We start from the raw sequence: 23,116 nt of genomic DNA, 5'->3' as shown, positions 1-23,116 counted from the left end.
CGCCCGGTCCGCACTACGCTCGGCTGCCATGCTCCTCAGTGTCGTCGTCACCGCCCACCGTGTTCAGGGGTATCTCAGAGAGGCCCTGGAGTCGGTGACAGGGCAGGCGGACGCGGGGGACTGCGAGCTGATCGCCGTCGCCGCCCCGGAGGGGGGCCTGGACCTCGGCATCGCGCGGGAGTTCGCGGAGCGCGATCCCCGGGTGCGGGTGCTGCCGACGGACCGCCCCTGGGACAGGGGAGCCGCACGCAACGCGGGTGCGGCGGCGGCGCGGGGGACGTACCTGCTCTTCCTCGACGGGGACGACCTGCTCCTGCCGGGCGTGGCGGCGGAGATCGCCGCGCACCTGGCCCCGGGTCCGCCCGGTCCACGCGGTCCGGGCCCCACCCACCGTCCGCCCGACGTGCTGCGCCTGGGGCACGACCAGCTCGACCCGTGGGGCGGGACCCAGCCGGGCGACGCCCTCGCGTACGCCCGGAACCACATCTTCCGCCGCGCGTTCTGGGAGACCCACGCCCTCCGCTTCACCGAGGGCCCCTACGACGACGTCGTGCCCGTGCACCGTGCGCTGTTCCTCGCGGCGGACGCGGGCACGCTCGGCACCCTCGACCGGATCTGCGTGCGGCACCGGCTGCGCCGCACCGGTGCGTCCGTCACGGCCCCGGACCGCGCGCACTTCGCCGTCATCGGGGCGTACGAGCGGCTGACCGCCGAGACCGGCGGCGACCCGCGCGTCGCCGCCGCGCGCACCGCACACCTGACCGCCGTGCTCTCCGACCCCGGCCGGATCGCCCCCGGGGACCGCGCCGCCTTCTTCCGCGCCGCCGGGCTGCCCGGCCGGTACACCGCGCACCGCGCGCGCGAAGCCGCCCGCGCCGGGCGCACCCGCGCGCGGAGCGCCGCGCGCGCCGGCCGCAAGTCGCTGCGCGCCCGGGTCATGCGGGCCGCCTACCGCGCCGACCTGCACCGCCCGCTGGACCCCTGCCTCGCCGTCTACGGGGCCTACTGGAACCGTGGTGTCGCCTGCAACCCCGCCGCCGTCTACGCCAAGGCCCGCGAGCTGGTCCCGCACATCCGCGGTGTGTGGGTCGTCTCCTCCCGCCACCTCGACCGGATGCCCCCGGACGTCCCGTACGTCATCGAGGGCTCCCGGGCCTACTGGCGGACCATGGCCACAGCGACATACCTCGTCAACAACTCCAGCTTCCCGGGCGGCTTCACCAAACGTCCCGGCCAGGTCTACCTCCAGACCCACCACGGGACGCCGCTGAAGACCATGGGCCTGGACCAGCGCCCCTACCCCGCCCTCACGGGCGGCGTCAGCTTCGAACGGATCGTCGCCCACGCCGACCAGTGGGACTTCAGCCTCTCCGCCAATCCGCACAGCACCGAGGTCTGGGACCGGGTCTACCCCTCGTCGTACGAGCACCTGCCCTACGGCTACCCACGCAACGACCTCCTGTGCGCCGCGTCCCGGGAGCGGTCCGGGAAGATCAGGGCGGAGCTCGGCATCGCGCCCGGGGCGACCGTGCTGCTGTACGCGCCGACCCACCGTGACTACCGCAGGGGCTTCCTTCCCCGGCTCGACCTGGAGGGTCTCGCCGCCGGACTCGGCCCGGACTGGGTGCTGCTGGTGCGGGCCCACTACTTCTACGGGCGTTCCACGGGCACGGCGGCCGGGGACCGGGTCATCGACGTCACCGGGCACCGAAGCGTCGAGGAACTCTGCCTGGCCTCCGACGCGTTGATCACCGACTACTCCTCCCTGATGTTCGACTACGTCTGCCTGGACCGCCCCGTCATCACCTACGCGCCCGACTGGGAGGCCTACCGCGCGTCCCGGGGAACCTATTTCGACCTGCTCTCAGGGCGCCCCGGCGAGACCCCGGGGGCGGTCGCCACCACCGAGGCCGGACTGCGCGAGGTGCTGCGGAGCGGCGCGTGGCGGGCGCCGGAGGCCGAGGCGCTGCGCGCCGCGTTCCGCGCCCGCTTCTGCCCGTACGACGACGGGCGGGCGGCCGAGCGGGTGGTGCGACGGGTCTTCGGCGTGCCGCCGGACTGAACTCCGGGGTCACCCGTACGGGGCCGACCCCTCCGCATCCCGCCGTCGTTGTGCTCAACAGCGCGCGCACACGGCAACGTTGGGAGAAGCTCATGCACCGGTCCGCCTACGAGCAGATGCAGCTCTGCATCGAGGAGTATCTGCCGAAGACCCGCAGGCACCGTGTCGTGGACCTGGGCTCGCGGATCTCCGGGAAGCAGACCCGCACCCACCGGGGCCTGCTCGCGGACCACGACATCGACTACTTCGGGGTCGACGTCCTCGACGGCCCCAACGTCGACGCCGTCATGACCCGGCCCTACCGGATCCCCGCGAAGTCCCGCAGCGCCGACGTGGTGCTGTCCGGCCAGGCGTTCGAGCACATCCCCTTCTTCTGGGTGTCGATGCTGGAGATCGCCCGGGTGCTCAAGCCCGGGGGTCACGCCTTCATCACCGCTCCCTCGCGCGGCCACGTCCACGACGCGCAGGACTGCTGGCGCTACTACCCCGACGGCTTCCGGGCGATGGCCGCCCACTCGGGCCTCGAACTCCGCGAGGCGTACACGGACTTCCCGCCCTCGAAGGGCATCTGGCACGACTACCGGTCCATCGACGCCAAAGCCGCCTACTGGGGCGACTCCGTCGGCGTCTTCCGCAGGCCGGCGCGTTATCCGCGGCTGACCATGTTCGCGGTGCGGGAGACGGCGGTGTGGTGGGCCAACCGGGTCGGCGGAGTGGACCGGGTGCCCCTTCCGCGCCCGCTGGACGGCCGGGAGCTGTGCGGACGCCCGGACACCCGTACGGCGCCATCAACGACAGGTTGACGAAAGATGACATGAGCCGCATAACGCGCGTACTGTCCCGCCCCATGGCTTGGCGCAACGCCGTCAACGGCGTCCTTCAGCAACTCACCGGATACCAGCTCAGGCGCGCGACCCTGCCCGCTCCCCGGTCCGCCCCCGCCGCCGTGCCCGCGGCGGCGCCGAAGCCGCCCGCCCCGAAGGGCGCGGCGAAGAAGCCGCCGCAGCTCCCCGTGGACTACGACGACGAGGCGAAGGACATCATCCGTGCGGTCAAGCCGTACACGATGACCTCTCCGGAGCGGCTCAACGCCTTCGTGCTCGCGACCCGGCACGTCGTGAAGCACGGCATCCCCGGTGACATCGTGGAGTGCGGTGTGTGGCGCGGCGGTTCCATGCAGGCCTGCGCGAAGACGCTGCTCTCGCTCGGCGAGACCGACCGTGACCTGTACCTCTTCGACACGTACGAGGGCATGACCCCGCCCACCGCCGAGGACCTGCGGCGTGACGGCAGGCCGGCCCGGGAGCTGCTCGACGCCCAGGGCAAGGACCGGCCGATCTGGGCCGTGGCCTCGCTGGAGGACGTACAGGCCGGGTTCGAGCAGGTGCCGTACCCGAAGGACCGGGTGCACTACGTGCGGGGCAAGGTGGAGGACACCGTCCCGGAGCAGGCGCCGGAGCAGATCTCCATCCTCCGGCTGGACACCGACTGGTACGCCTCGACCAAGCACGAACTCCAGCACCTGTACGGCCGTCTGGTCAGCGGCGGGGTCCTGCTGATCGACGACTACGGCTACTGGCAGGGTTCGCGGCAGGCCGTCGACGAGTTCCTGGAGGAGACCGGGGAACGGCTCCTGCTGCTGCGCATGGACGAGGGCCGTATCGCCGTCAAGCCCTGAGCGGACGGCCCCCGTTGACGAGCCCCGTGCCTCCCCGGCACGGGGCTCGTTCCATACAGAGGAAGACCGTCAGCCCTCCGGAAGGATCGTGCGCAGAGCCATGGCACCCCGTCTCACCGTCGTCGTCCCGCTCTACAACGTCGAGGAGTACCTAGGAGAGTGCCTGGACTCGCTCGCCGGACAGACCATGGCCGACCTGGAAGTCGTGATGGTCGACGACGGTTCGACGGACGGCAGCGCCGACGTGGCACTGGAGTTCTCCCGGCGTGACCCGCGCTTCCGGCTGATCCGGCAGAGGAACGCCGGGCTCGGGGCCGCGCGCAACGCCGGAGCCGGACAGGCACATCCGGACAGCGAGTTCCTCGCGTTCGTCGACAGCGACGACGTCGTGCCCGAGGCGGCCTTCGCCAGGATGCTCGGTGAACTCGACGCCTCCGGCTCCGACTTCGCGACAGGCAATGTGCTCAGGCTGCGGCCCAACGGCGTCCTCGAACAGTCCCCGATGTTCCGCAGACCGATGGAGAATCCCCGCAGGGGCACCCATGTCACCCGGGACTGGATCCTGCTCGGGGACCGCATCGCGTGCAACAAGGTGTTCCGCAGGTCCTTCTGGGACGAGCACGCCTTCGCCTTCCCCACCGGGGTCCTGTACGAGGACATCGCCGTGGTGCTGCCCGCCCACTTCCTGGCCCGGGGCGTGGACGTCGTCGAGGCGCCCGTCTATCACTGGCGGGACCGCGACGGCTCGATCACGACCAGGCGGGCGGTGGCCCGTGGCATCCGCGACCGGGTCACCGCCGTCTCCACCGTCAGCCGGTTCCTCGCGGACCGGGGGATGACGGAGGCGAAGCGGCGCTACGACGAGCACGCGCTCTCCGGTGACCTGTGGCTCTTCATCGAGGCACTGCCGGACGGCGACGAGAGCTTCCACGAGGCCTTTCTCACCCATGCCAACGCCTTCGCCGACACGGTCGACCCGGCCGTCCTCGACGCGCTGCCCCTGCACCTGCGCGTGAGGTGGCAGCTCATCCGGGAGCGCAGGACGGCGGAGCTCCTCGCCCTCCTGGCCCACGAGTCCACCGACCGCGACACCTTCCACGTGCGGGGGAGGCTGCGCCCGTCGGCCCGCTATCCGGGGATCGAGGCGCCGCTCCCGCGCCGCGTCACCGCCCTGTCCGCCGGGGACCTCCCCGTGCACGCGCACCTCACCGAGGCCGTGTGGCGCGACGGCCTCCTGCACCTCAAGGGGTACGCGTACGTCCGCAACGCCCCGGGCCGGTCGGCCGGGGCCGGCTGGCTGAGGGCCGGCCGCCGCGTGCTGCCGCTCCGGCTGCGGCGGACGGTGACGGACGAGGCGGCGGCCAGGTCGGGCCGTTCGCTGCACCGCTACGAGCGGTCGGGTTTCGAGACCGTCGTGGACCCGCGCCGGCTCGTCGCCCGCAACGCGCCCCCCGGGGCCCGGACCCTCTGGAAGCTGGAATCCGTCGTCGTCGGAGCGGGCCGCCCCCGGCGGGGCCCGATGCGGCTGCTCGGCAATCCGGCCGCCCCCGCCGTGCGGTACGTCGACGAGCGCACGCGGGTGGTCCCGCTCCTCTCCGGCAACAAGCTGGAGCTGCGCGCCGAGCGGATCGACGCGGTGCTGGCCGGGCACGCCCCCACGGAGACCGGGGACGCCATCCGGATCGTGGTGCGGCTGCTGTGCGGTGAGACTCCGACGGCGCTGCGGATCCAGGAGTGGCGTACGAGGACGGCCCGCGAGTTCCCCCTGACCGCGGACGCGAGCATGGACGGGCGCACCCTGCTGGCCGACGTGCCGCTGTCGGCGTTCGCGGGCGCCGACGGCGACTGGGGCGTCCAGCTGGTCGGCGGCGCGCGCAGGCTGACGGTCGCGGCCCGCCCGGAGACCGACGCGGGGCGCTATCCGCTGGCCGGCGGCCGTGAGGTGTACACCGCCCCCAACCCCTCGGGCGACCTGGTGCTCACCGACCGGGCCGTGCGGCCCGTCGTCGCGCGCGCCGTCTGGACGGACGAGACCCGCCTGCTCCTGGAATGGACCTTCCCCGCCGGGCGCGACCGTGCGGACGAGCTGGTCCTGCGGCACAGCGGCCACCAGGAGGAGACCGCCTTCGCCGTGGAGCGCGTGGGGGAGGAGTTCCGCGCGGAGCTCGCCCCCGGGGCGGTACCCGGCGCGGGCGCCACCCTCCCGCTCGCCGAGGGCCGGTGGTACCCCTTCCTCCGCGAACCGGGCGAGACCGACCCCGAGCGCTACCTGCCGCTGCGGCTGGCGCCCCAGCTGCACGCCGGACTGCCGCTGCACCGTGACGCGGGCGGGCGCCGCTTCACCCTGGAGCGGCGCTTCCACGACCGGCTGTGCCTGGAGTCGGGCAGCGCCCTGCCACCGGCCGACCGCGGGCCGTACGGGCAGCGCAGGCTGCGCGCGGCGTACGCCGCCGCGCGCGCTGGGGAGCTTCGGGACGCGGTGCTCTACTCCAGCTTCGACGGACGGCAGTACTCGGACTCGCCCCGGGCCGTCCACGAGGAACTGGCCCGCCGTGACACCGGCGTCGAGCACCTCTGGGTCGTGCGGGACCAGCAGGCCGCCGTGCCCGCCGGGGTCCGCGCGGTGGCCCTGCACAGCGCCGAGTGGCACGAGGCCCTCGCCCGCAGCCGGTGGATCGTCACCAACACGCAGCTGCCGTCCTGGTTCGAGCGCTCCGAGGGCCAGTTCGTCGTCCAGACCTGGCACGGCACCCCGCTCAAGCGCATCGGCCGCGACCTGGAGGGCACCGCCTTCGCGGACGCCGCGTACATGGCCTCCATGCCCCGGCGGGCGGCCCAGTGGAGCGTCCTCGTCTCGCCGAACAGCTTCTCCACGCCTGTGCTGCGCCGCGCCTTCGGGCACACCGGCGAGGTACTGGAGTGCGGCTACCCGCGCAACGACGTGCTGTACGCCCCCGACCGGTCGAAGATCGCCGCCGCCGTCCGGCAGTCGCTCGCCGTGCCCGACGGCAAACGGGTCGTCCTGTACGCCCCCACGTGGCGCGAGGACCGGCCCAAGCAGAGCGGACGGTACGGCCTCGATCTCCAACTGGACCTGGAACACGCCCGGGAGGCGCTCGGTGAGGACCACGTCCTGCTGGTGCGCCGTCACTACCTGGTCGGCGGGAGCATCCCCGAGAGCGACTTCGTCCACGACGTCTCGCGCCACCCCGACGTCGCCGAGCTGATGCTGATCAGCGACGTGCTCGTCACGGACTACTCGTCCCTGATGTTCGACTTCGCGCAGACGGGCCGGCCGATGCTCTTCCACACGTACGACCTGGAGCACTACCGCGACACCCTGCGCGGTTTCTGCTTCGACTTCGAGAACCAGGCGCCCGGCCCGCTGATCACCGGATCGTCCGGAGTCGTCGAGGCACTGCGCGACCCGGACGCCGCGACCGCCGGCCACCGCGAGGCCTACACCCGCTTCCGGCAGACCTTCTGCGACCTGGACGACGGGACGGCCGCGGCACAGGTCGTGGACCGGATGCTGAAGGGGGCTCAGGCATGAGCGGCCCCGACTTCAGCTGTGTGGTCATCGCGCCGCCGGGCGGCCCCGACGCCCTGCGGGCGTCCGTGGAATCCGTGCTGGAGCAGAGCCTGCGCTCGGTGGAAGCCCTGGTCACGCTGCCCGCCGACGCACCGGAAGGGCTGCTGGCGCGGGCACAGGCGCTCGCGGGGCGCGACCCGGACCGGGTCCGTGTCATCGCCGGGGGCGCGGGGTCGGCCGCGGCCCTGCGCAACGCCGGTCTGGACGCGGCGCGCGGCATCTACGTCCTGGTGCTCGGCGAGGGCGAACGCCTCCATCCGCATGCCTGCCGCAATCTCTGGGAGGCCGGCGCCCGCACCGGTGCCGACCTGGTCGCCGGGCGCTGGAGCCGGCTGACCGGGGAGGACGCGAAGGAACGCGAACCCTCCTGGCAGCGACCGCTGTTCCTCCGCTCCCGGACCGTCGCACGCTTCACGGACGCCCCGGAACTCGCGGTGCACGACTCCCTGGTCACCGGATTCTGCCTGCGGCGCCAGGCGCTGGAGCGGCACCGGCTGCGCTACGACGAGGACCTCACGCACAGCGAGATCCTCTTCGGGCCGCTGGCGGCGGCCGTCGTCGGCCGGATCGCGCTCGTACGCCGCCGGATCGTCAACGGCCGCGCCGTGCCGGACGCCGGCCGGGACCTGGCCGGACTCGTGGAGGCGCACCGGCGGGTGTGCCACGTGCTGGTGGCGCAAGGGCTGTCCGAGCTGCGCGAGGAGCGGGACCGCGCCTTACTCCTCGACCACCTCGTGCCCCTGGTGCGCGACTGGCCGCGCCTGCCCGCCGCCGAACGCGGCCGGATCGCCACGACGGCCGCCCGGGTCCTGCCCGAGTGCGTGGCGGAGCGGGCCCTGGTCACCCTTCCGCCCGTCGAACGGGTCGCCGTGCGGCTGCTGGAGCGGGGCGACGCGGAGGGGGTGCTCGCCGCGGCCTACGCGCTGCGCAGGCGGGGCACGGTGACCGCGCCGCTCTCTGTCCGCGACGACGGGCGGGTGTACTGGCCCGGTGGCCCCGACCCCGTCCTGGACGTCACGGAACTCGGCCATCAGTACCGCCCGTTCGGCGAACTGAAGCTCATGAACAGGCTCACCCGCTACGAGGCCGAGGGCCGGTGGGTCCTGCTCGCGGGACGGCTCGTCCTGCCCTCGCACACCGGGCCCGACCCGGACGGCCCCCTCACGGCCCATCTGGAGTTCCGCGTACGCGACGGCTCCCGCGCCTTCCGCGCACCCGTGGACGTTTTGTGGGCCGACGCCACAGGAATCGGCTGGTCCACCCGCGCCGAACTCACCCGCCTGCTGCGCGCGTTCGGCCCCCGCGACACGGTGTGGGACGTCCGGATGGTGGTGGAGGACGGCCGGACCCGCTCGGTCAGCGACCTCTTCGCCGCCCACGACATGGTCGGCCCGGAGCACGGCTCCCCGGCCAGGCCCCGGCTGGGGAGGCTGACCGGGGACACCTGGCAGCCCTACATCACCCTGCGGGACCATCTGGCCCTGCGGCTCGAAGCGCGTCGGCGTCCCGCCCGCACGGCCCGGCGCCTGGTCCACTACGCCACCCACTTCCGCCCCGCGCGCCGGGCCAGGCTCCTGGTGAAGGCCCTGGGCAGGCGCCGGGACCGGCTGCGGGCCCGTGGCTTCAAGGCCTCCGCGTACAACAACTGGCTGCTGCGGCTTCCCGTGCGCAAGGGCTCCGTGGTCTTCGAGAGCCACATGGGCACCTGCTACGGCGACAGCCCCCGGGCCGTCCACGAGGAGGTGAGGGCCCGGGGGCTCCCGCTGCGCTGCGTGTGGTCGTACGCCGATTCCCCGGACGGCTTCCCGGAGGACGCCCGGCTCGTGCGCCGCTGGTCGTGGCGGTATCTGTGGGCCCTGGCCCGGGCGGAGTACTGGGTAGACAACCAGGGGTTCCCGCAGAACCTGGACAAGCCGTCCGGTACCACCTATCTGCAGACCTGGCACGGCTCGGCGTACAAACGCATGGGCTTCGACGAGACCCGGGTGCGTCTTCAGAACGCCCCGCAGCGCGAGCGGCTCCAGCGGGCCGTGCACCGCTTCGACCACTTCCTCGTCCGCTCGGAGCACGACGTGGCGACCCTGGCCCGCGCCTACCGGCTGCCCGACGAGACCCTGCTGCGCACCGGCTACCCGCGCAACGACGCGCTGGTCGCGGCGCGTGTGAGGGACGAGACCGAGGGCCGGCTGCCGCGTCCGCCGCTCGCGGCCGAGCTGGGGCTGCCCGACCACCGCACGGTGGTGCTCTACGCGCCGACCTTCCGGGGCGGGCCGGGCAAGCGCAAGCGGCGGCGGCTCCTGCTGGACGCGGCACGCTTCGCGGAGCGCTTCGGCGACACCTGCACGCTGCTGGTGCGGGCGCACTACCTGGAGGCGGCGAGCCTTCCCGCCTGCCCGCCGGGGACGGTGGTGGACGTCTCGCGCCACCACGACGTCAGCGAACTGCTGGCCCTCGCCGACGTACTGGTCACCGACTACTCGTCGATCATGTTCGACTACGCCCTCCTGGACCGCCCGATCGTGCTGTTCGCCCCCGACCTCGACGAGTACGCCGCCGAGCGCGGCAGCTACTTCGACCTGCGGGAGAAGGCGCCGGGCCCGGTGACCACGACCGAGGAGGAGCTGTTCGGCGTGCTGACCCGGCTGAAGACCGCGGACGTCGGGCACCAGGAGGCGCGCGCGGCCTTCGCCGCGGAGTTCGGCGCCTACGACCGGGGGGACGCGGCACGCGCGGTCGTCGACACCGTCTTCGCCCGCCATCTCGTCCCGTCCCGTACCGCCCGCACCGGGGAGGCCCGCCGATGAGCCGCAGCCGTGACGTGTTCATCGTCTCCAACAGCACCGACGAGCTCGGTGGTGTGACGGGCTGGATGCACCGGACCGCCCAGCTGTTCCAGGAGGCCGGGCACCGTGTGCACACCGTCGGCATCCACGCCGCCGAGCGGAAGATGGCGCTGCCCGACCCGCCCGGCTACCCCGTCACCGCCCTCTACCCGGCGCACCCGCCGACCCCGTGGGCACCGAAGGGGCTGCGGGACCGCTTCCGGATCGCCGAGCGGAGGAAGGAGGCGGCCCGTGCCGCCGGGAAACGGCGTGCCGTCGAGCGGCTCTCCGAGATCTTCCGTGCCGCACGGCCCGGAGCGGTGGTGATCGTCAGCCAGGTCTGGGCGATGGAGTGGGTCGGGGAGGCGGACACCCGTGGGCTGCGGGTCATCGGGATGAGCCACGAGTCCTACGACTACTCGCGGGCGAGCCATCGCTACCGCTGGATCAGGAACCACTACGCGCGGCTCGACCGCTGGCTCGTCCTGACGGAGGAGGACGCGGACATCTGGGCGGGCGACGGGATGAACAACGTGGGCTTCATGCCCAACGCCCTGGCCGCCCTGCCGGAACTGCCCTCCCCGCGCCGCGAGAAGTCGGTCGCGAGCGTCGGCAGGCTCACCGACCAGAAGGGCATCGACATGCTCCTGGACACCTGGGCTCTGGTGGCTCCGCGACGGCCCGACTGGCGGCTGGACATCCACGGCACGGGTGAGGACGAGGCGGAGCTCAGGGCGCAGTGCACCGCCCTGGGGCTGGACGCCTCGGTCGGCTGGCGGGGGCGTACCGACGACGTGCCGGGGGCGCTGGCCGCCTCCTCCGTCTTCGTCCAGTCCTCACGTGGGGAAGGCTTCCCGTTGGCGCTGATGGAGGCGATGGCGAGCGGGCTGCCCTGCGCGGCGTTCGACTGCGCTCCGGGCGTACGGGAGATCGTGCGCGACGGCGAGGACGGTCTCCTCGCGCCCGCCGGTGACATCGGCGCGCTCGCCGACCGGCTGCTGAGGCTCACCGGCAACCCCTGGATGCGGGATGCCATGGGGGACCGTGCGCGGACCAACGTCCAGCGGTTCTCCGAGGCGGAGATCATGCACCGCTGGGAAGAGCTCTTCGCGTTCCTGGAGCGCTGACGGCCCCGGCCCGGGGCCGCCGGGGTGGCGTGCGGACCTCCGCCCGCACCCCGGCGGCCCCGGGCCCGCGCCTCAGCCGGTGGTGTACTCCCGTACCGGCACCTGCCGGGGCACCCCCGTCGGTCCCCGGCCGGTCAGCGGGGCGGGCGCCGGCAGCCCCGAGGCGTCGTCCAGGAAGACCCGGCGCACCACCCGCTCCGCCGCGTGCCCGTCGTCGTACGGACAGAAGCGCGCCCGGAAGGCCGCCCTGCGCTGCGCGGAGCGCGGCCCGCGCCAGTGGTCCGTGGCGAAGATCTCGTGCAGCTCCTCCTGGTCGCGGGCCACCGCTCCGGGCGGGAAGGCCGCCGGATCGAAGTACGTCCCGCGCGCGGCCTCGTACGCCTGCGCGTCCTCCAGGTACAGGACGACCGGGCGGTCGAGGTTGACGTAGTCGAACATCAGCGAGGAGTAGTCCGTGATCAGGCCGTCCGAGGCGAGGCAGAGCTCCTCGACGGACGGGTGGGCGCTGACGTCGATGATCCGCGGATGCGCGGTGTGCCCGGCTGCGGCCCGTGACGTGGCGTCCAGGTAGTGGGAGCGGGTCAGGACCACGAAGTGCGGGCCCAGGACGCGGACGAGCTGCTCCAGGTCCAGGGAGTGCCGCTGGGTGCGCCGGTAGTCGCGGTGCGTCGGGGCGTACAGGAGGGCGGTGCTGCCGGCCGGCACGCCCAGGAGCTCGCGCAGTCCGGCGGTCTCCTCGGGGCCGGTGCGGTGGAAGACGTCGTTGCGCGGGCTGCCGTACTCCAGGGTGGTGTAGCCGGAGGGGTAGGTGCGCTCCCAGACCAGGGTCGAGTGCTGATTGGCGGAGAGCGAGAAGTCCCACTTGTCGACGTTGCGCAGCAACTGCTCGAAGTCCATGGAGCCGGCCGCCGCGGGACGGTGCACGAGGTCGGTGCCCATCGTCTTCAGCGGCGTCCCGTGATGGGTCTGGAGCAGGATCTGCCCCCGTCTCTTGACGAGTCTGCGGTCGAAGTTGACGTTGTTCACGAGGAACTTGGAGCGGGCCAGCGCCGTCCAGTAGGCGGCCGTCCCCGGATGCAGCACACGGGTCGCCTCCGGCACCGTGCCGGCGTCCTCGGGGCGGCAGATCCAGTACGTGCGGAGCCCCGGCACCAGGGCCCTGGCCGTGGCCTCCAGCGCGGCGGGGCTGCAGGTGTAGCCGCGGTGCCAGTAGGCCGCGAACACCGCGTCGCCCGGGCGCAGCGGCAGCCGGAGCTGGACGCGGTAGTGCAGCTGGAGCGCCGCACCGCGTGCGGCCCGGTGCACGGTGGCCGCCGCGCGCCCCAGCCGGCCGCGCAGCCGCTGTGCGGCCCACAGGGCGCGGTAGGTGCGGTGGGCCCCGAGCCGGAAGAGGGCGTGCCGCAGCCGGGTGCGGCGGGGCACGGGGGCGCCGGGGGTGCGGTAGCGGCGGCAGTGGGCGCGGGCGAGGCGGAAGAACCGGGCCCGGGTGCCGCGCGGCAGTCGGCCCCGGGAGGTGTAGAGGGTCGAGAAGTGGTCCAGCATGCGCCGGAACATCACCGGTCGCCAGGAGGCGAGTTCGGGACGCGCGTCGATGAAGGCGAAGACGCGGTCGTACTGGTCGAAGACGTCGAAGTGCCGCTGGGTGGTGGTGGAGAGGATGTTGCCCCGGCGCCGCTGGCGGTAGCCGACGCAGACCTTGTCCAGGACGGCGATCGACCCCGCGGCCATCAGCACCGGGTAGGTCCAGGGCGTGTCCTCGTAGTAGCCCGGGGCGAAGCTGAAGCCCTCGGCCTCGACGAACTCGCGGCGGTAGGCCTTGTTCCAGACGACCATCAGGACCTTGAGCAGCTCGGGGCGGTCCGCGAGCCGGAAGGAGGGCGGGCCGGTCTCGGCGAGGTGGTGGGCGAAGACGTTGCGCACGCTCTCGCCCGACCAGTACGTACGGGCGTAGTCGTAGACCAGGACGTCCGGGCCGCCGGTGGCGTCCAGGCGGTCGGCGACGGCCTGGAGGGCCTCCGGCGTGAGGGTGTCGTCGCCGTCGAGGAACAGCAGGTAGTCTCCGGTCGCCCTGGCCATACCGGCGTTCCGGGCGGGGCCGAGGCCGGAGTTGGCGGGCAGGTGGACGACGCTGACCCGGGGGTCGCGGACGGCGTACTCATCGGCGATCGGGCCGCAGGCGTCCGGTGAGCAGTCGTCCACCACGATGATCTCGTAGTCCTTGAACGACTGGTTCAGCACGGAGTCGAGACACGCGTGCAGATACGCCTGGACCCGGTACGCGGGCACGATGACACTGAACCGGGGCACAACACATCCAGGGGTTCGCTCGCGGGCGGGCAGGTGGCCCGCAAACGGCCGATGGAGTGACTTGGTTACGCCGGACGTGGCATTCGGGGGAAACACGAGGTAGGGCGGCCCGATCGAGAGTGAAAGGGCCGCCCTGTGTTGACGAACGTATGTGCTGTGCCGGTCCGCCCTACTTGACGGCGCCCGCCATCACCCCGGAGACGAACTGCCTCTGGAAGGCGAAGAACACCGCCAGCGGGATCACCATCGACAGGAACGCGCCGGGCGCCAGCACGTCGATGTTGTTGCCGAACTGACGGACCTGCTGCTGCAGCGCCACGGTGATCGGCGGGGAGTCCGAATCCGCGAAGATCAGGGCGACGAGCATGTCGTTCCACACCCAGAGGAACTGGAAGATCCCGAGCGAGGCGATCGCGGGACCGCCGAGCGGCATCACCACCCGGGTGAACAGCCGGATCTCGCCCGCACCGTCCAGCCGTGCGGCCTCCAGCAGCTCACGGGGAATCTCCGCGAAGAAGTTCCGCAGCAGGAAGATGGCGAACGGCAGTCCGAACGCCGTGTGGAACATGATCACGCCGAACGTGGTCTCGAAGATCCCGATGGTGCCGAAGAGCTCGGAGACCGGGATCAGCGCGACCTGTACGGGGACCACCAGCAACCCCACCACCAGCAGGAACCACCAGTCGCGGCCGGGGAACTCCATCCACGCGAAGGCGTACCCGGCGAGCGAGCCGATCACGACCACCAGGACGGTGGTCGGGACGGTGATCATCACCGTGCTGAAGAGGGAATCGGTGATGACCGAGTTCTCCAGCAGCCGCTGGTAGTTGTCGAAGGTGAGCTCCGACGGGGCGGTGAAGATCTTCCACCAGCCGGTCGCCGCGATGTCCTCGGCCCCTCGGAGGGAGGACAGCAGCAGGCCGATGGTCGGCATCAGCCAGAACAGGCCCACCAGGACGAGGAAGACCCGCATGGCACCGCCACCGGCCCGTGCGGCGATCCGCGAGGCGAGGGACTGGTAGGCCCCGGCGGTCTTTGCCGGCGTCGTCATCGGCGTCCCTCCTTCCGAATGCGGCGGATGTTGAACAGCATCACCGGGATCACCAGCAGCAGCAGGAGTACGGCGATGGCGCTGCCGACCCCGAGATCCGCGTCCGTGCCGAACGAGGAGCGGTAGAGCTGGAGGGCCAGGACGTTCGCGTCGTCCTGGGAGGAGCCGGGAGCGATGATGAAGACCAGGTCGAAGATCTTCAGGACGTTGATCATCAGCGTGACCAGCACCACCGCGAGCACGGGCGCCAGCATCGGCACCGTGATCCGGCGGAACACCTGCCACTCGTTCGCGCCGTCCACCCGGGCCGCTTCCAGCAGTTCGCGCGGCAGGCCCGCCAGGCCGGCCGCGATCAGCACCATCGCGAAGCCGGCCCACATCCAGACGTAGCTGCCGATGATCCCGGGCGTCACGAGGGAGGGGCCGAGCCAGTCGACCCCGTTGTACGGCTCACGGAAGTTGTCCGCCGGCAGCCGCAGCTGGGCCCCGTCCGCCGAGGCGGGCAGGGTGAACACCCCGTCCGCTCCCGCCGTGGCCGAGGCGACGACCTTGCCGTCCTTGACCGCTTCGACGGTGATGCCCTTGAGCCCGAGCTCCTTCGGGTCGACGACGTTCGGCTTGCCTCCGCCGCCCTTGGTGAAGTCGAGCCAGGCTGTTCCCGTGATCCCCTCACCGGACGCGGCGGGCACCTTCGCCGGCTCCGCGTCGCCCGGCATCTTCGCCGGGACCACACCGACCAGCGGGAGGCCGGCCGGCTCACCGGCCCGCACGGTCTCCTTCGTGACGAAGGAGCCCCCGCCGCCCGCCTTCAGCGGGTGGACGGGCAGCGGATGCGCCTTGGGGAAGCCCGAGGACTGGGCGAACGTGTCGTGCACGCCCACCGCCACGGCGTTGGCGACGCCGCGTTCCGGCGCCTGCTCGTACACCAGCCGGAAGATGATGCCCGCGGCCAGCATCGAGATCGCCATCGGCATGAAGACGATCAGCTTGAACGCCGTACCCCAGCGGATGCGCTCGGTCAGCACCGCGAAGATCAGGCCCAGCGCGGTGGAGACCGTCGGCGCGAACACGACCCAGATCGCGTTGTTCTTGACCGCGGTCCGGATGGTGTCGTCGGTGAACAGCTCCTTGTAGTTGTCCAGGCCCACGAAGCCGGTGCCCGGCTGGTCGAGGAACGAGCGGTAGACGGAGTAGACGATCGGATAGACGACGAGGGCACCCAGCAGCACCAGGGCGGGCAGCAGGAAGACCGCTGCCACGACCCTGCGGGTGCCGGTCACGCTCTTGAGGGTGCGCGTCGCCGTGCTCGGATCAGGACGCTTGTCGGCGGGGGGCGCGGCCTCCGCGCCCCCCGTTCTCACTGTCGTCATCCCGTCAGCTCGTGTACGCCTTGGCCGCGTCGGACTCCAGCTTCGCCTGGGTCCCCGCGATGTCCTTCGGGTTCTTCAGGAAGTCCTGGAGCGTCTTCCACTCACCCTTGCCGGGCGTCCCGCCGAAGGACTGCGGGGCCTGGTCGGACATGTCGAAGCGGACGTCGTCACCGGCCGCGATCAGTGCCTCGGCGATCTTGCGCTGCACGTCGTTGGGGTACGAAGCCGCGTCCAGCGACTTGTTGGGCGAGATGAAGCCGCCCGCCTCGGCCCAGATCTTCGCCGCGTCGGTCGAGGCGAGCCAGGTCAGCAGCGCCTGGGCGCCCTCGCCGTCCTTGAGCGCCACGGCCGCGTCGCCGCCGGTCACCACGGGGGACTCCGCACCCACCGCCGGGAACGGGAAGACCTTGGCGTCCGTGCCGATCTTGGCCTTGGTCTGGGCGATGTTGATGGCGACGAAGTCACCCTCGAACACCATCGCGCCCTTGGGCTGGTCACCGCCGGTGAACGTCTGGGTGACGGACGCGGGGAACTCGGTCTGCAGCGCGCCGTCGGCCCCGCCGGAGATCAGGCTCGGCTTGCCGAAGAGCTCGGCCAGGGTGGTCAGCGCGTCCTTGACGGACGGGTCCGTCCACTTGATCTCGTGCTTGGCCAGCTGGTCGTACTTCTCCGGCCCTGCCTGGGAGAGGTAGATGTTCTCGAACCAGTCGGTGAGCGTCCAGCCGTCCGCGCCGCCGACCGAGACCGGGGTGACACCGGAGGCGGACACGGTCTCCGCGGTGGCGAGGAAGTCCTTCCAGGTCTTCGGCTCGCTCGCGCCCGCGTTCTCGAACGCCTTGGCGTTGTACCAGATCAGCGACTTGTTGGCGGCCTTGAAGTAGACGCCGTACTGGGTGCCGTCGACCGCGCCGAGGTCCTGCCAGACCTTCGCGTAGTTCTGGCCCAGCTGCGCCCGTGCCTCGTCGCCGACGGGCTTGGCCCACTTCTTGGCCACGGCCTGCTGGATCGCTCCCACCTGGGGGATCATCGCGACGTCCGGCGGCTGGCCGCCCGCTATCTTCGTACCGAGGAAGTTGACGATCGGGTCCTGCGCCGGGACGAAGGTGACGGCTGCCCCCGTGCGCTTCTCGAACTCGTCGAGCACCTTGGTGAAGTTGGCCTGTTCGGGGCCGGTCCAGACCGCCGCCACCGACAGCTTCTGGCCGTCCAGCTTCGGCAGGTTCACCGTCGAGGCGCTGTCCGGGCTCTTGCCTCCGGACCCCTTGCCCGCCTTGTCCTTGCCGTCCCCGTCACCGCCGCAACCGGTGAGGGCCAACGCCCCGATCGCCGTGAACACCACTGCGGCTCTACGCATCCGAAGGGTTCTGCGCATCCCTTGCCCCGTCTCTCCTGTGCGCCCATGTGTGCGTACCGGTACCGACGGCAGGGCCGTCCGGCGCCGCTCACGTCTCACATCGTGCGGTTCAACTTGTCGTCCGTGCACACAGTCCTACGCCGGGCCAACAGGCGCCGCAATACCGCTATCAGCCTCACCGTAGAGATCGTGATCGGCCCGTGACGTCAAGTCAGTACCCAGGCGAAAAAAGGGATTTCAGGGATTCGAAAGTGTCAGCGGGGGCAGCCGGTCAGCGTTCACGGAACGGGCGGCCCGCTCCAGGGCGCTGGCCAGCAGGGCCAGGTCGGTGGGGCCGTTGCCCAGCTCACGGACCGGCCGGCGGGTCGGCGGATCGCCCATCCGCTCCCACTCCAGCGGAACGACCGTCGGGCGCAGCGTGGCCGTGCGCGGGATGCGCCCGGTGACCCGGCCACCCTGGAACGGCGTCACCCGGCCGTCCGGATGCCCGAGCCGTCCCCGGCCCGGGGACGCCTCGTCCGGCGACGGGGGCACGACGGGCGGATCGAGCACGATGCGCAGGCGCGCGCCCCGGGCCAGCTCCGTGTCCTCCGTGCGGTCCGGACGGCCGGAGGTGGCGACCAGATGGACGCCGAGCCGCTCGCCGTCCCTGGCCACTGCCTCCAGCACCCGCACGACGGACCCCGCGGACGGGCGGCCGGGGCTGCCGAGGGCAGGGGCGACCAGGGCGTCGAAGTCGTCGGCCAGGACGACGAGCCTGGGCAGGGGGGAGGGGCCGGGATCCGCGGGCCGGGCCGCGGCGGGCCGCAGTCGCAGGGTGCCGCTGGCGGGCGACTCGATGTCGCCGCGCTGCTCGGCGGCGCCCGGGGAGCGCCGGCCCGTGAGCGTCTGCGACTCCTCGTGGCGGGCGTGCCAGGTGGTGAAGTCCAGCCCGCCGAGCAGCTCCGCCCGGCGCTTCAGCTCACCACCCAGCGCCTGGGCGAACTCCCGCATCCGTACGGGGTCGGAGGCCACCAGACGGCTGAAGACGTGCGGCAGCTCCGTGCACGGCCCCAGCCCTTCGCCGCCCGACCCGTCGATGAGCAGGATGCCGAGCCGGTCGGGCCGGGCGGCGGAGGCCAGGGACGCGGCGACGGCGCGCAGCAGCTCCGTACGGCCGCTTCCCGCCGGGCCCTCGATGAGCAGGTGCGGGCCCTCGTCGGCCAGGTCGACCGCGAGCGGGCCCCGGGGCCCGGCGCCGAGCACGATCACGGGCCGGCCCGCGTATCCGGAGGAGGCGGGTGCGGGGGCCGGGGACTCGCCGTCGCGACGCTGCGCACCGATCCTGGTGGCGCCGCCTGCCTGGGGGTAGGCGGAGCGCCCTGAGCCGGAGCTGGTCACCCCGGCGGTCCGGTACGGGGTGCGCTCGGATTCGGGGGACTCGCGCTGCGCGCCCACCCGGGGGCCGGTGCTCAGCGTGCGGCCCGAGCTCGTCGTGTCCAGGTCCGCGCCGCCGGCCGGGGCGGTCGTGCGCACCGTGGCGCCCGGCTGGTCCTCCGCCGTGGAGGCCCAGCGGGCCATCAGGGAGGCGGGGGTGGCCCTGGCGAGGCCCAGTTCGTCCAGCAAGCGGGCCGAAGGGGGCAGGGCCGCCGCCATGGGCCGGCCGGGCAGGGTGGCCGAGCCCTCGTCACGCAGCGGGGCGAGCGCGCGTCCGAAACGCTCGGCCCAGGCCGCCGACACGGCGTCCACCGCGGCGACCGTGCCATGGCCCGCGGCCTGGCCGCCCGCCGTGCGCAGCAGCCGCAGGGCGGTCGCCACGTCTCCGCTCAGCATGGCGACCGCACCGCACTCACGGAAGGCGATCGAGGCACGGCACGCGGTGTCGTACGTCGCGGTGACCGGGGACGTCGGGGAGGCCGCCGGGGTCTCGGCCAGGCAGATCAGGTGGATGCCGGCCGCCGCTCCGGCACCGGCCAGCGCGGCGGTGGTCTCGCGCAGCGCCGCCGAGCCGGGGTCGCCGTCCACGATGACCACCGTGTGCGGCCCGGTGTGGTGGCGGGCGGCCTCGGCCACGGAGGCCCGGTCGGCGCTGGCCCAGCCGGGCCCCAGCGGACCGTCCTCCATGCGGCGCACCAGCTCCCCGGCGCGGGCGCCCGCCTGCTCGCGGTCGTACGCCAGGAGGAGACGGCAGTCCTGGCCGTGCATGGGGCGCAGATGGGGCAGCCAGCCGAGCCAGGACCACTCGCGGCGGCGCTCCTCGGCGCTGCGGGCCCGGTCCGCGCTGATCAGCACGATCTCCAGGTCGAAGGGGGAGTGCAGGGCCGCGAGCTGCGCGACCGTCGAGCGGGCGAGCCCGGACAGCCGGGCCCGGGGGCCGGCCAGGCCGAGCGAGCCGGCCTCCCGCAGTCCCACGGTCACCGGTACGGCGGGCAGGTCGGCCCGTTCGGTCGTGCCGAGGCGTACGACCAGGGCCTCGGGGTGCGCGGGGTCGCGCTCCCACAGCCGGAGGCCCGGTCCGAGCGCCGTGAGCAGCACGGTGGCGGGGTCGGGCCAGGTGCCGGCCGGGGCGGAGGGGGTGCGGAAGGGCGCGGCGGCGTAGGGGGCGGGGCCGGAGGAGGGGCCGCCGGCCGGGCGCTCCCCGGCGGGCGCCCCTTGCGCGGGCTCGCCCTTGCCGCCGGTCAGGCGCCGCGCCCAGGCGCCTATGCCGCGCCGGGGCGCCTCGCCGGGCGTGAGGTGCGCGCCGCGGCCGTGGGTGACCGGCGGCAGGAGCTCGTCCCCGTGGGCGTCGTGACCGGCCGGGCCGTCGTCGTGGGCGGCGTCGAGGCCGTGGGGCGCGGGGCTGTAGGCGTGGCCGTGCCCCTCTCCTGCGGACCTGTCCGCAGCCGCGCCCTCCGGAGCCTGGGCGCTCCCGGCTTCCGGGCGGGCCACCCGCAGATGGCCCTCGCCGTCGGGCGTCGTCGTGAGGGTGGGCGTGCGGCTGCCGGGCGCGAGCCGGAGCGTGGACTCGCCGAGCCGCAGCAGGGCGCCCGGCACGAGCCGGACCGGGCGGTCGCGGACCTCCGTGCCGTCGAGCGAGGTGCCGTTGGTGGAGCCCAGGTCGGCGACGGAGACCCGGCCGTCCTCCGAGACCGTGACCGCGCAGTGCAGACGGGAGACGTCGGGGTCGTCGAGGGGGACGTCGGCCTCGGCCGAGCGGCCGATCCGGATCTGTCCGCCGTGCAGCAGGTGGACCCCGCCGGCGTCCGGTCCCGCGACCACGTGCAGCTGGGCCGGGACCGTGTCGTCGGCCGCCTCGTCCTCACCGGGCACCTGGAGCGACAGCACCGCCCCGTCCACCAGCGGCGGCTCTCCGAGGGAGCAGCGCTGCGGGTCGAGGCGCTCCCGGCCCGCGTACAGCACGGTGGCGCCGCCGCCCAGGGAGCCCTCGGGGCCGGCCACCGCCGTGGCCAGGCCGGAGGCGACGGCCGCGAGAGCGGTCCCCGCGGGGGCGGTGACGAGCACGTCGCAGGCGCGCGCCGGGGTCTGGCCGCTGCGCGGCGCGAGGACGGTCAGCCGGATCTGCATCGCCGTCAGCGGTCCCTTCTGCGCGGGGCGCCCGGCAGGGGAAATGCCCTGTGATTCCCCCCACCCGGCACGGACGCGTCGTCCGGTACAGGTCGTCACGGAGCGTGAGGCTCCCGACCTCACAGTTCCGTGCTGGAGGCATCCTCGCACCTGCCACTGACAACACGCCCGGGGGTGGCCGCTTAGTGATCATGAATGGCCGAGTGTGGGCGTAAAAGTGCCTGCTTGGTCTCGTCGGGAAGGTCCTGCACACTCGTTCGGCAACCAACTCTCCCGTGTGTGCGTCTTCCCGGTTCCCCCATGGACACGGTGGCAACACGACCTGAGGACGACCGGCCGGTGCCCCGTACGGCGGCACTAGAGTGGGCCGGGACATCCTCGGTGGGCCCGGGGGACCGCGAAGCACAACGATCAGCAGGGAGCGCGTGACGTGCGGCCAGTCGGCAGCAAGTACCTGCTCGAGGAGCCGCTCGGACGCGGCGCCACGGGCACCGTCTGGCGAGCCCGCCAGCGGGAGACCGCGGGCGCCGAGGCGGCCGTCGCCGGGCAGCCCGGCGAGACCGTCGCGATCAAGGTGCTGAAGGAGGAGCTCGCCAACGACGCGGACGTCGTGATGCGGTTCCTGCGTGAGCGCTCCGTGCTCCTGCGGCTCACCCACGCGAACATCGTGCGTACCAGGGACCTCGTCGTCGAGGGTGATCTGCTCGCCCTGGTGATGGACCTGATCGACGGCCCCGACCTGCACCGCTACCTGCGCGAGAACGGTCCGTTCACCCCGGTCGCAGCCGCCCTGCTCACCGCCCAGATCGCGGACGCGCTCGCCGCCAGCCATGCCGACGGCGTCGTGCACCGCGACCTGAAGCCCGCCAACGTGCTGCTCGACGAGCGCAACGGCGAGATGCGCCCGATGCTCACCGACTTCGGCATCGCGCGCCTCGCGGACTCGCCCGGACTGACCCGGACCCACGAGTTCGTCGGCACGCCCGCCTATGTGGCGCCCGAGTCGGCCGAGGGCCGTCCGCAGACCTCCGCCGTGGACGTCTATGGCGCGGGCATCCTGCTGTACGAGCTGGTCACGGGCCGTCCGCCGTTCGCCGGCGGCACCGCGCTCGAGGTCCTGCACCGGCACCTCAGCGAGGAGCCGCGCCGCCCCAGCACCGTCCCCGAACCGCTCTGGACGGTCATAGAGCGCTGCCTGCGCAAGGACCCGGACCAGCGGCCCAGCGCCGTGAACCTCGCCCGCGCTCTGCGGACCGTCGGCGCGGGCATCGGCGTGCACGCCAACTCCGCGCAGATCGCCGCTGCCGAGGGCGTGGGCGCCCTGCTCGCCCCCGATCCGGCTCCCGCCGCGGTCCCCGAGACCCCGGGCGCCGCCGACGCGACCCAGGTGCTGCCGAGCAACGCGGGCTCGTACGACCCGGCGGCCCCCACCAGCGTGATGCGGCAGACCCCGGGCGGGGGCGGCCACGCCGACCCGACCGCCGTGATGCCGCCCGTGCCGCCGCGCCCCGACGGGCCCCCGCAGCCCGACGAGCCGCACCCCTGGCAGTCCCAGCTCCGCGCGGCCCGCGACCGCAACGAGCAGACACAGGTCCAGTACCTCGACCCGAGCCAGGACCCGCTGCGCCGCCGCCCCCAGCGCCAGCAGGCACCGCAGCAGGCGCCGCAGCAGCACCGGCAGCCCCAGCAGCCTCAGCACCAGCAGTACCCGCCGCAGCAGCAGCCCCAGCGCTACCAGCCGCAGCAGCAGGCCCAGCCCCAGCGCCGGCAGCCCCAGCAGCCGCAGCGCCAGCAGTACGCGCCCCCGCAGCCGCCGCCGCCCCAGCAGCCCGCGCCGCGCCAGCCCCGGCAGCGCAGCGCCAACCCGATGCGCATCCCGGGACTCGGCTGCCTCAAGGGGTGCCTGTTCTCCGTGGTCCTGCTGATCGTGGCGGGCTGGCTCATCTGGGAACTGACGCCGCTGCAGGACTGGGTCGCCCAGGGCAAGGGTTACTGGGAGGCCATCGGGGACGGCGTCTCCGAGGTCACCGGCTGGTTCGAGGACCTCGGTGGAAGCAGCTCGGGCGGCACTACCGGCCAGTAACGCCGCCGAGTCTGTGTCTTTGTCGACTTCTGCGGGTGCAATTCGCCCGCAGAAGTGAAGGTTGGCGCCATCCAGGGCACGCGACACCCCGTTCGCCGCGTAACTTTGTCGACCGGGGGTCAACGCC

The 23,116-nt window shown here is 73.1% G+C and carries 12 protein-coding genes; 7 read left to right on the top strand and 5 right to left on the bottom strand.

The window, feature by feature from the left end; genetic code table 11:
• Positions 1-28: 28 nt before the first annotated feature.
• The 6 genes from ACFYQ6_RS05880 to ACFYQ6_RS05855 all read left to right on the top strand — a co-directional run bounded on the left by ACFYQ6_RS05880 (position 29) and on the right by ACFYQ6_RS05855 (position 11,281).
• The gene (locus ACFYQ6_RS05880; RefSeq protein ID WP_388760850.1) at positions 29-2,062 is read left to right on the top strand and encodes a CDP-glycerol glycerophosphotransferase family protein; all 2,034 of its coding nucleotides are present in this window, start codon (positions 29-31) and stop codon (positions 2,060-2,062) included.
• Positions 2,063-2,154: 92 nt separating this feature from the next.
• On the top strand, positions 2,155-2,865 hold the full coding sequence (locus tag ACFYQ6_RS05875; RefSeq protein WP_361572249.1) for a methyltransferase domain-containing protein: 711 nt from the start codon (positions 2,155-2,157) through the stop codon (positions 2,863-2,865).
• Positions 2,866-2,876: 11 nt separating this feature from the next.
• On the top strand, positions 2,877-3,740 hold the full coding sequence (locus ACFYQ6_RS05870) for a TylF/MycF/NovP-related O-methyltransferase (RefSeq protein ID WP_361572247.1): 864 nt from the start codon (positions 2,877-2,879) through the stop codon (positions 3,738-3,740).
• A 100-nt stretch (positions 3,741-3,840) separates the two neighbouring features.
• Positions 3,841-7,293 (top strand): CDP-glycerol glycerophosphotransferase family protein, encoded by a 3,453-nt coding sequence (locus tag ACFYQ6_RS05865; protein WP_388760846.1) that lies wholly within the window; start codon positions 3,841-3,843, stop codon positions 7,291-7,293.
• Entirely contained in the window at positions 7,290-10,136 is a 2,847-nt protein-coding gene (locus ACFYQ6_RS05860) for a CDP-glycerol glycerophosphotransferase family protein (protein ID WP_388760843.1), read from the top strand. Before ACFYQ6_RS05865 ends, ACFYQ6_RS05860 begins: the two co-directional genes overlap by 4 nt.
• Complete coding sequence (locus ACFYQ6_RS05855) at positions 10,133-11,281, top strand: glycosyltransferase (RefSeq protein WP_388760840.1); 1,149 nt, start codon at positions 10,133-10,135, stop codon at positions 11,279-11,281. Before ACFYQ6_RS05860 ends, ACFYQ6_RS05855 begins: the two co-directional genes overlap by 4 nt.
• 72 nt (positions 11,282-11,353) lie before the next feature.
• On the opposite strand, the gene ACFYQ6_RS05850 is transcribed toward ACFYQ6_RS05855, so the two are convergent.
• From ACFYQ6_RS05850 to ACFYQ6_RS05830, 5 genes are all read right to left on the bottom strand, one after another.
• Positions 11,354-13,588, bottom strand: a complete 2,235-nt coding sequence (locus ACFYQ6_RS05850; RefSeq protein ID WP_388760837.1) for a CDP-glycerol glycerophosphotransferase family protein — start codon at positions 13,586-13,588, stop codon at positions 11,354-11,356.
• A 169-nt stretch (positions 13,589-13,757) separates the two neighbouring features.
• The gene (locus ACFYQ6_RS05845; protein WP_361572233.1) at positions 13,758-14,639 is read right to left on the bottom strand and encodes a carbohydrate ABC transporter permease; all 882 of its coding nucleotides are present in this window, start codon (positions 14,637-14,639) and stop codon (positions 13,758-13,760) included.
• Entirely contained in the window at positions 14,636-16,009 is a 1,374-nt protein-coding gene (locus tag ACFYQ6_RS05840) for a sugar ABC transporter permease (RefSeq protein WP_361572230.1), read from the bottom strand. Before ACFYQ6_RS05840 ends, ACFYQ6_RS05845 begins: the two co-directional genes overlap by 4 nt.
• Positions 16,010-16,013: 4 nt before the next feature.
• Entirely contained in the window at positions 16,014-17,381 is a 1,368-nt protein-coding gene (locus ACFYQ6_RS05835; RefSeq protein WP_388760834.1) for an ABC transporter substrate-binding protein, read from the bottom strand.
• A gap of 219 nt (positions 17,382-17,600) precedes the next feature.
• On the bottom strand, positions 17,601-20,906 hold the full coding sequence (locus ACFYQ6_RS05830; protein WP_388760831.1) for an FHA domain-containing protein: 3,306 nt from the start codon (positions 20,904-20,906) through the stop codon (positions 17,601-17,603).
• Between the two features lie 430 nt (positions 20,907-21,336).
• Here ACFYQ6_RS05830 and ACFYQ6_RS05825 point away from each other — a divergent pair, with 430 nt between their 5' ends.
• The gene (locus ACFYQ6_RS05825; protein ID WP_361572221.1) at positions 21,337-22,989 is read left to right on the top strand and encodes a serine/threonine-protein kinase; all 1,653 of its coding nucleotides are present in this window, start codon (positions 21,337-21,339) and stop codon (positions 22,987-22,989) included.
• Positions 22,990-23,116 lie beyond the last annotated feature (127 nt).

The organism is Streptomyces sp. NPDC005494 (genome assembly GCF_042872025.1).
Classification (GTDB): domain Bacteria; phylum Actinomycetota; class Actinomycetes; order Streptomycetales; family Streptomycetaceae; genus Streptomyces.
This window is presented reverse-complemented; position numbering and strand designations above follow the sequence as displayed.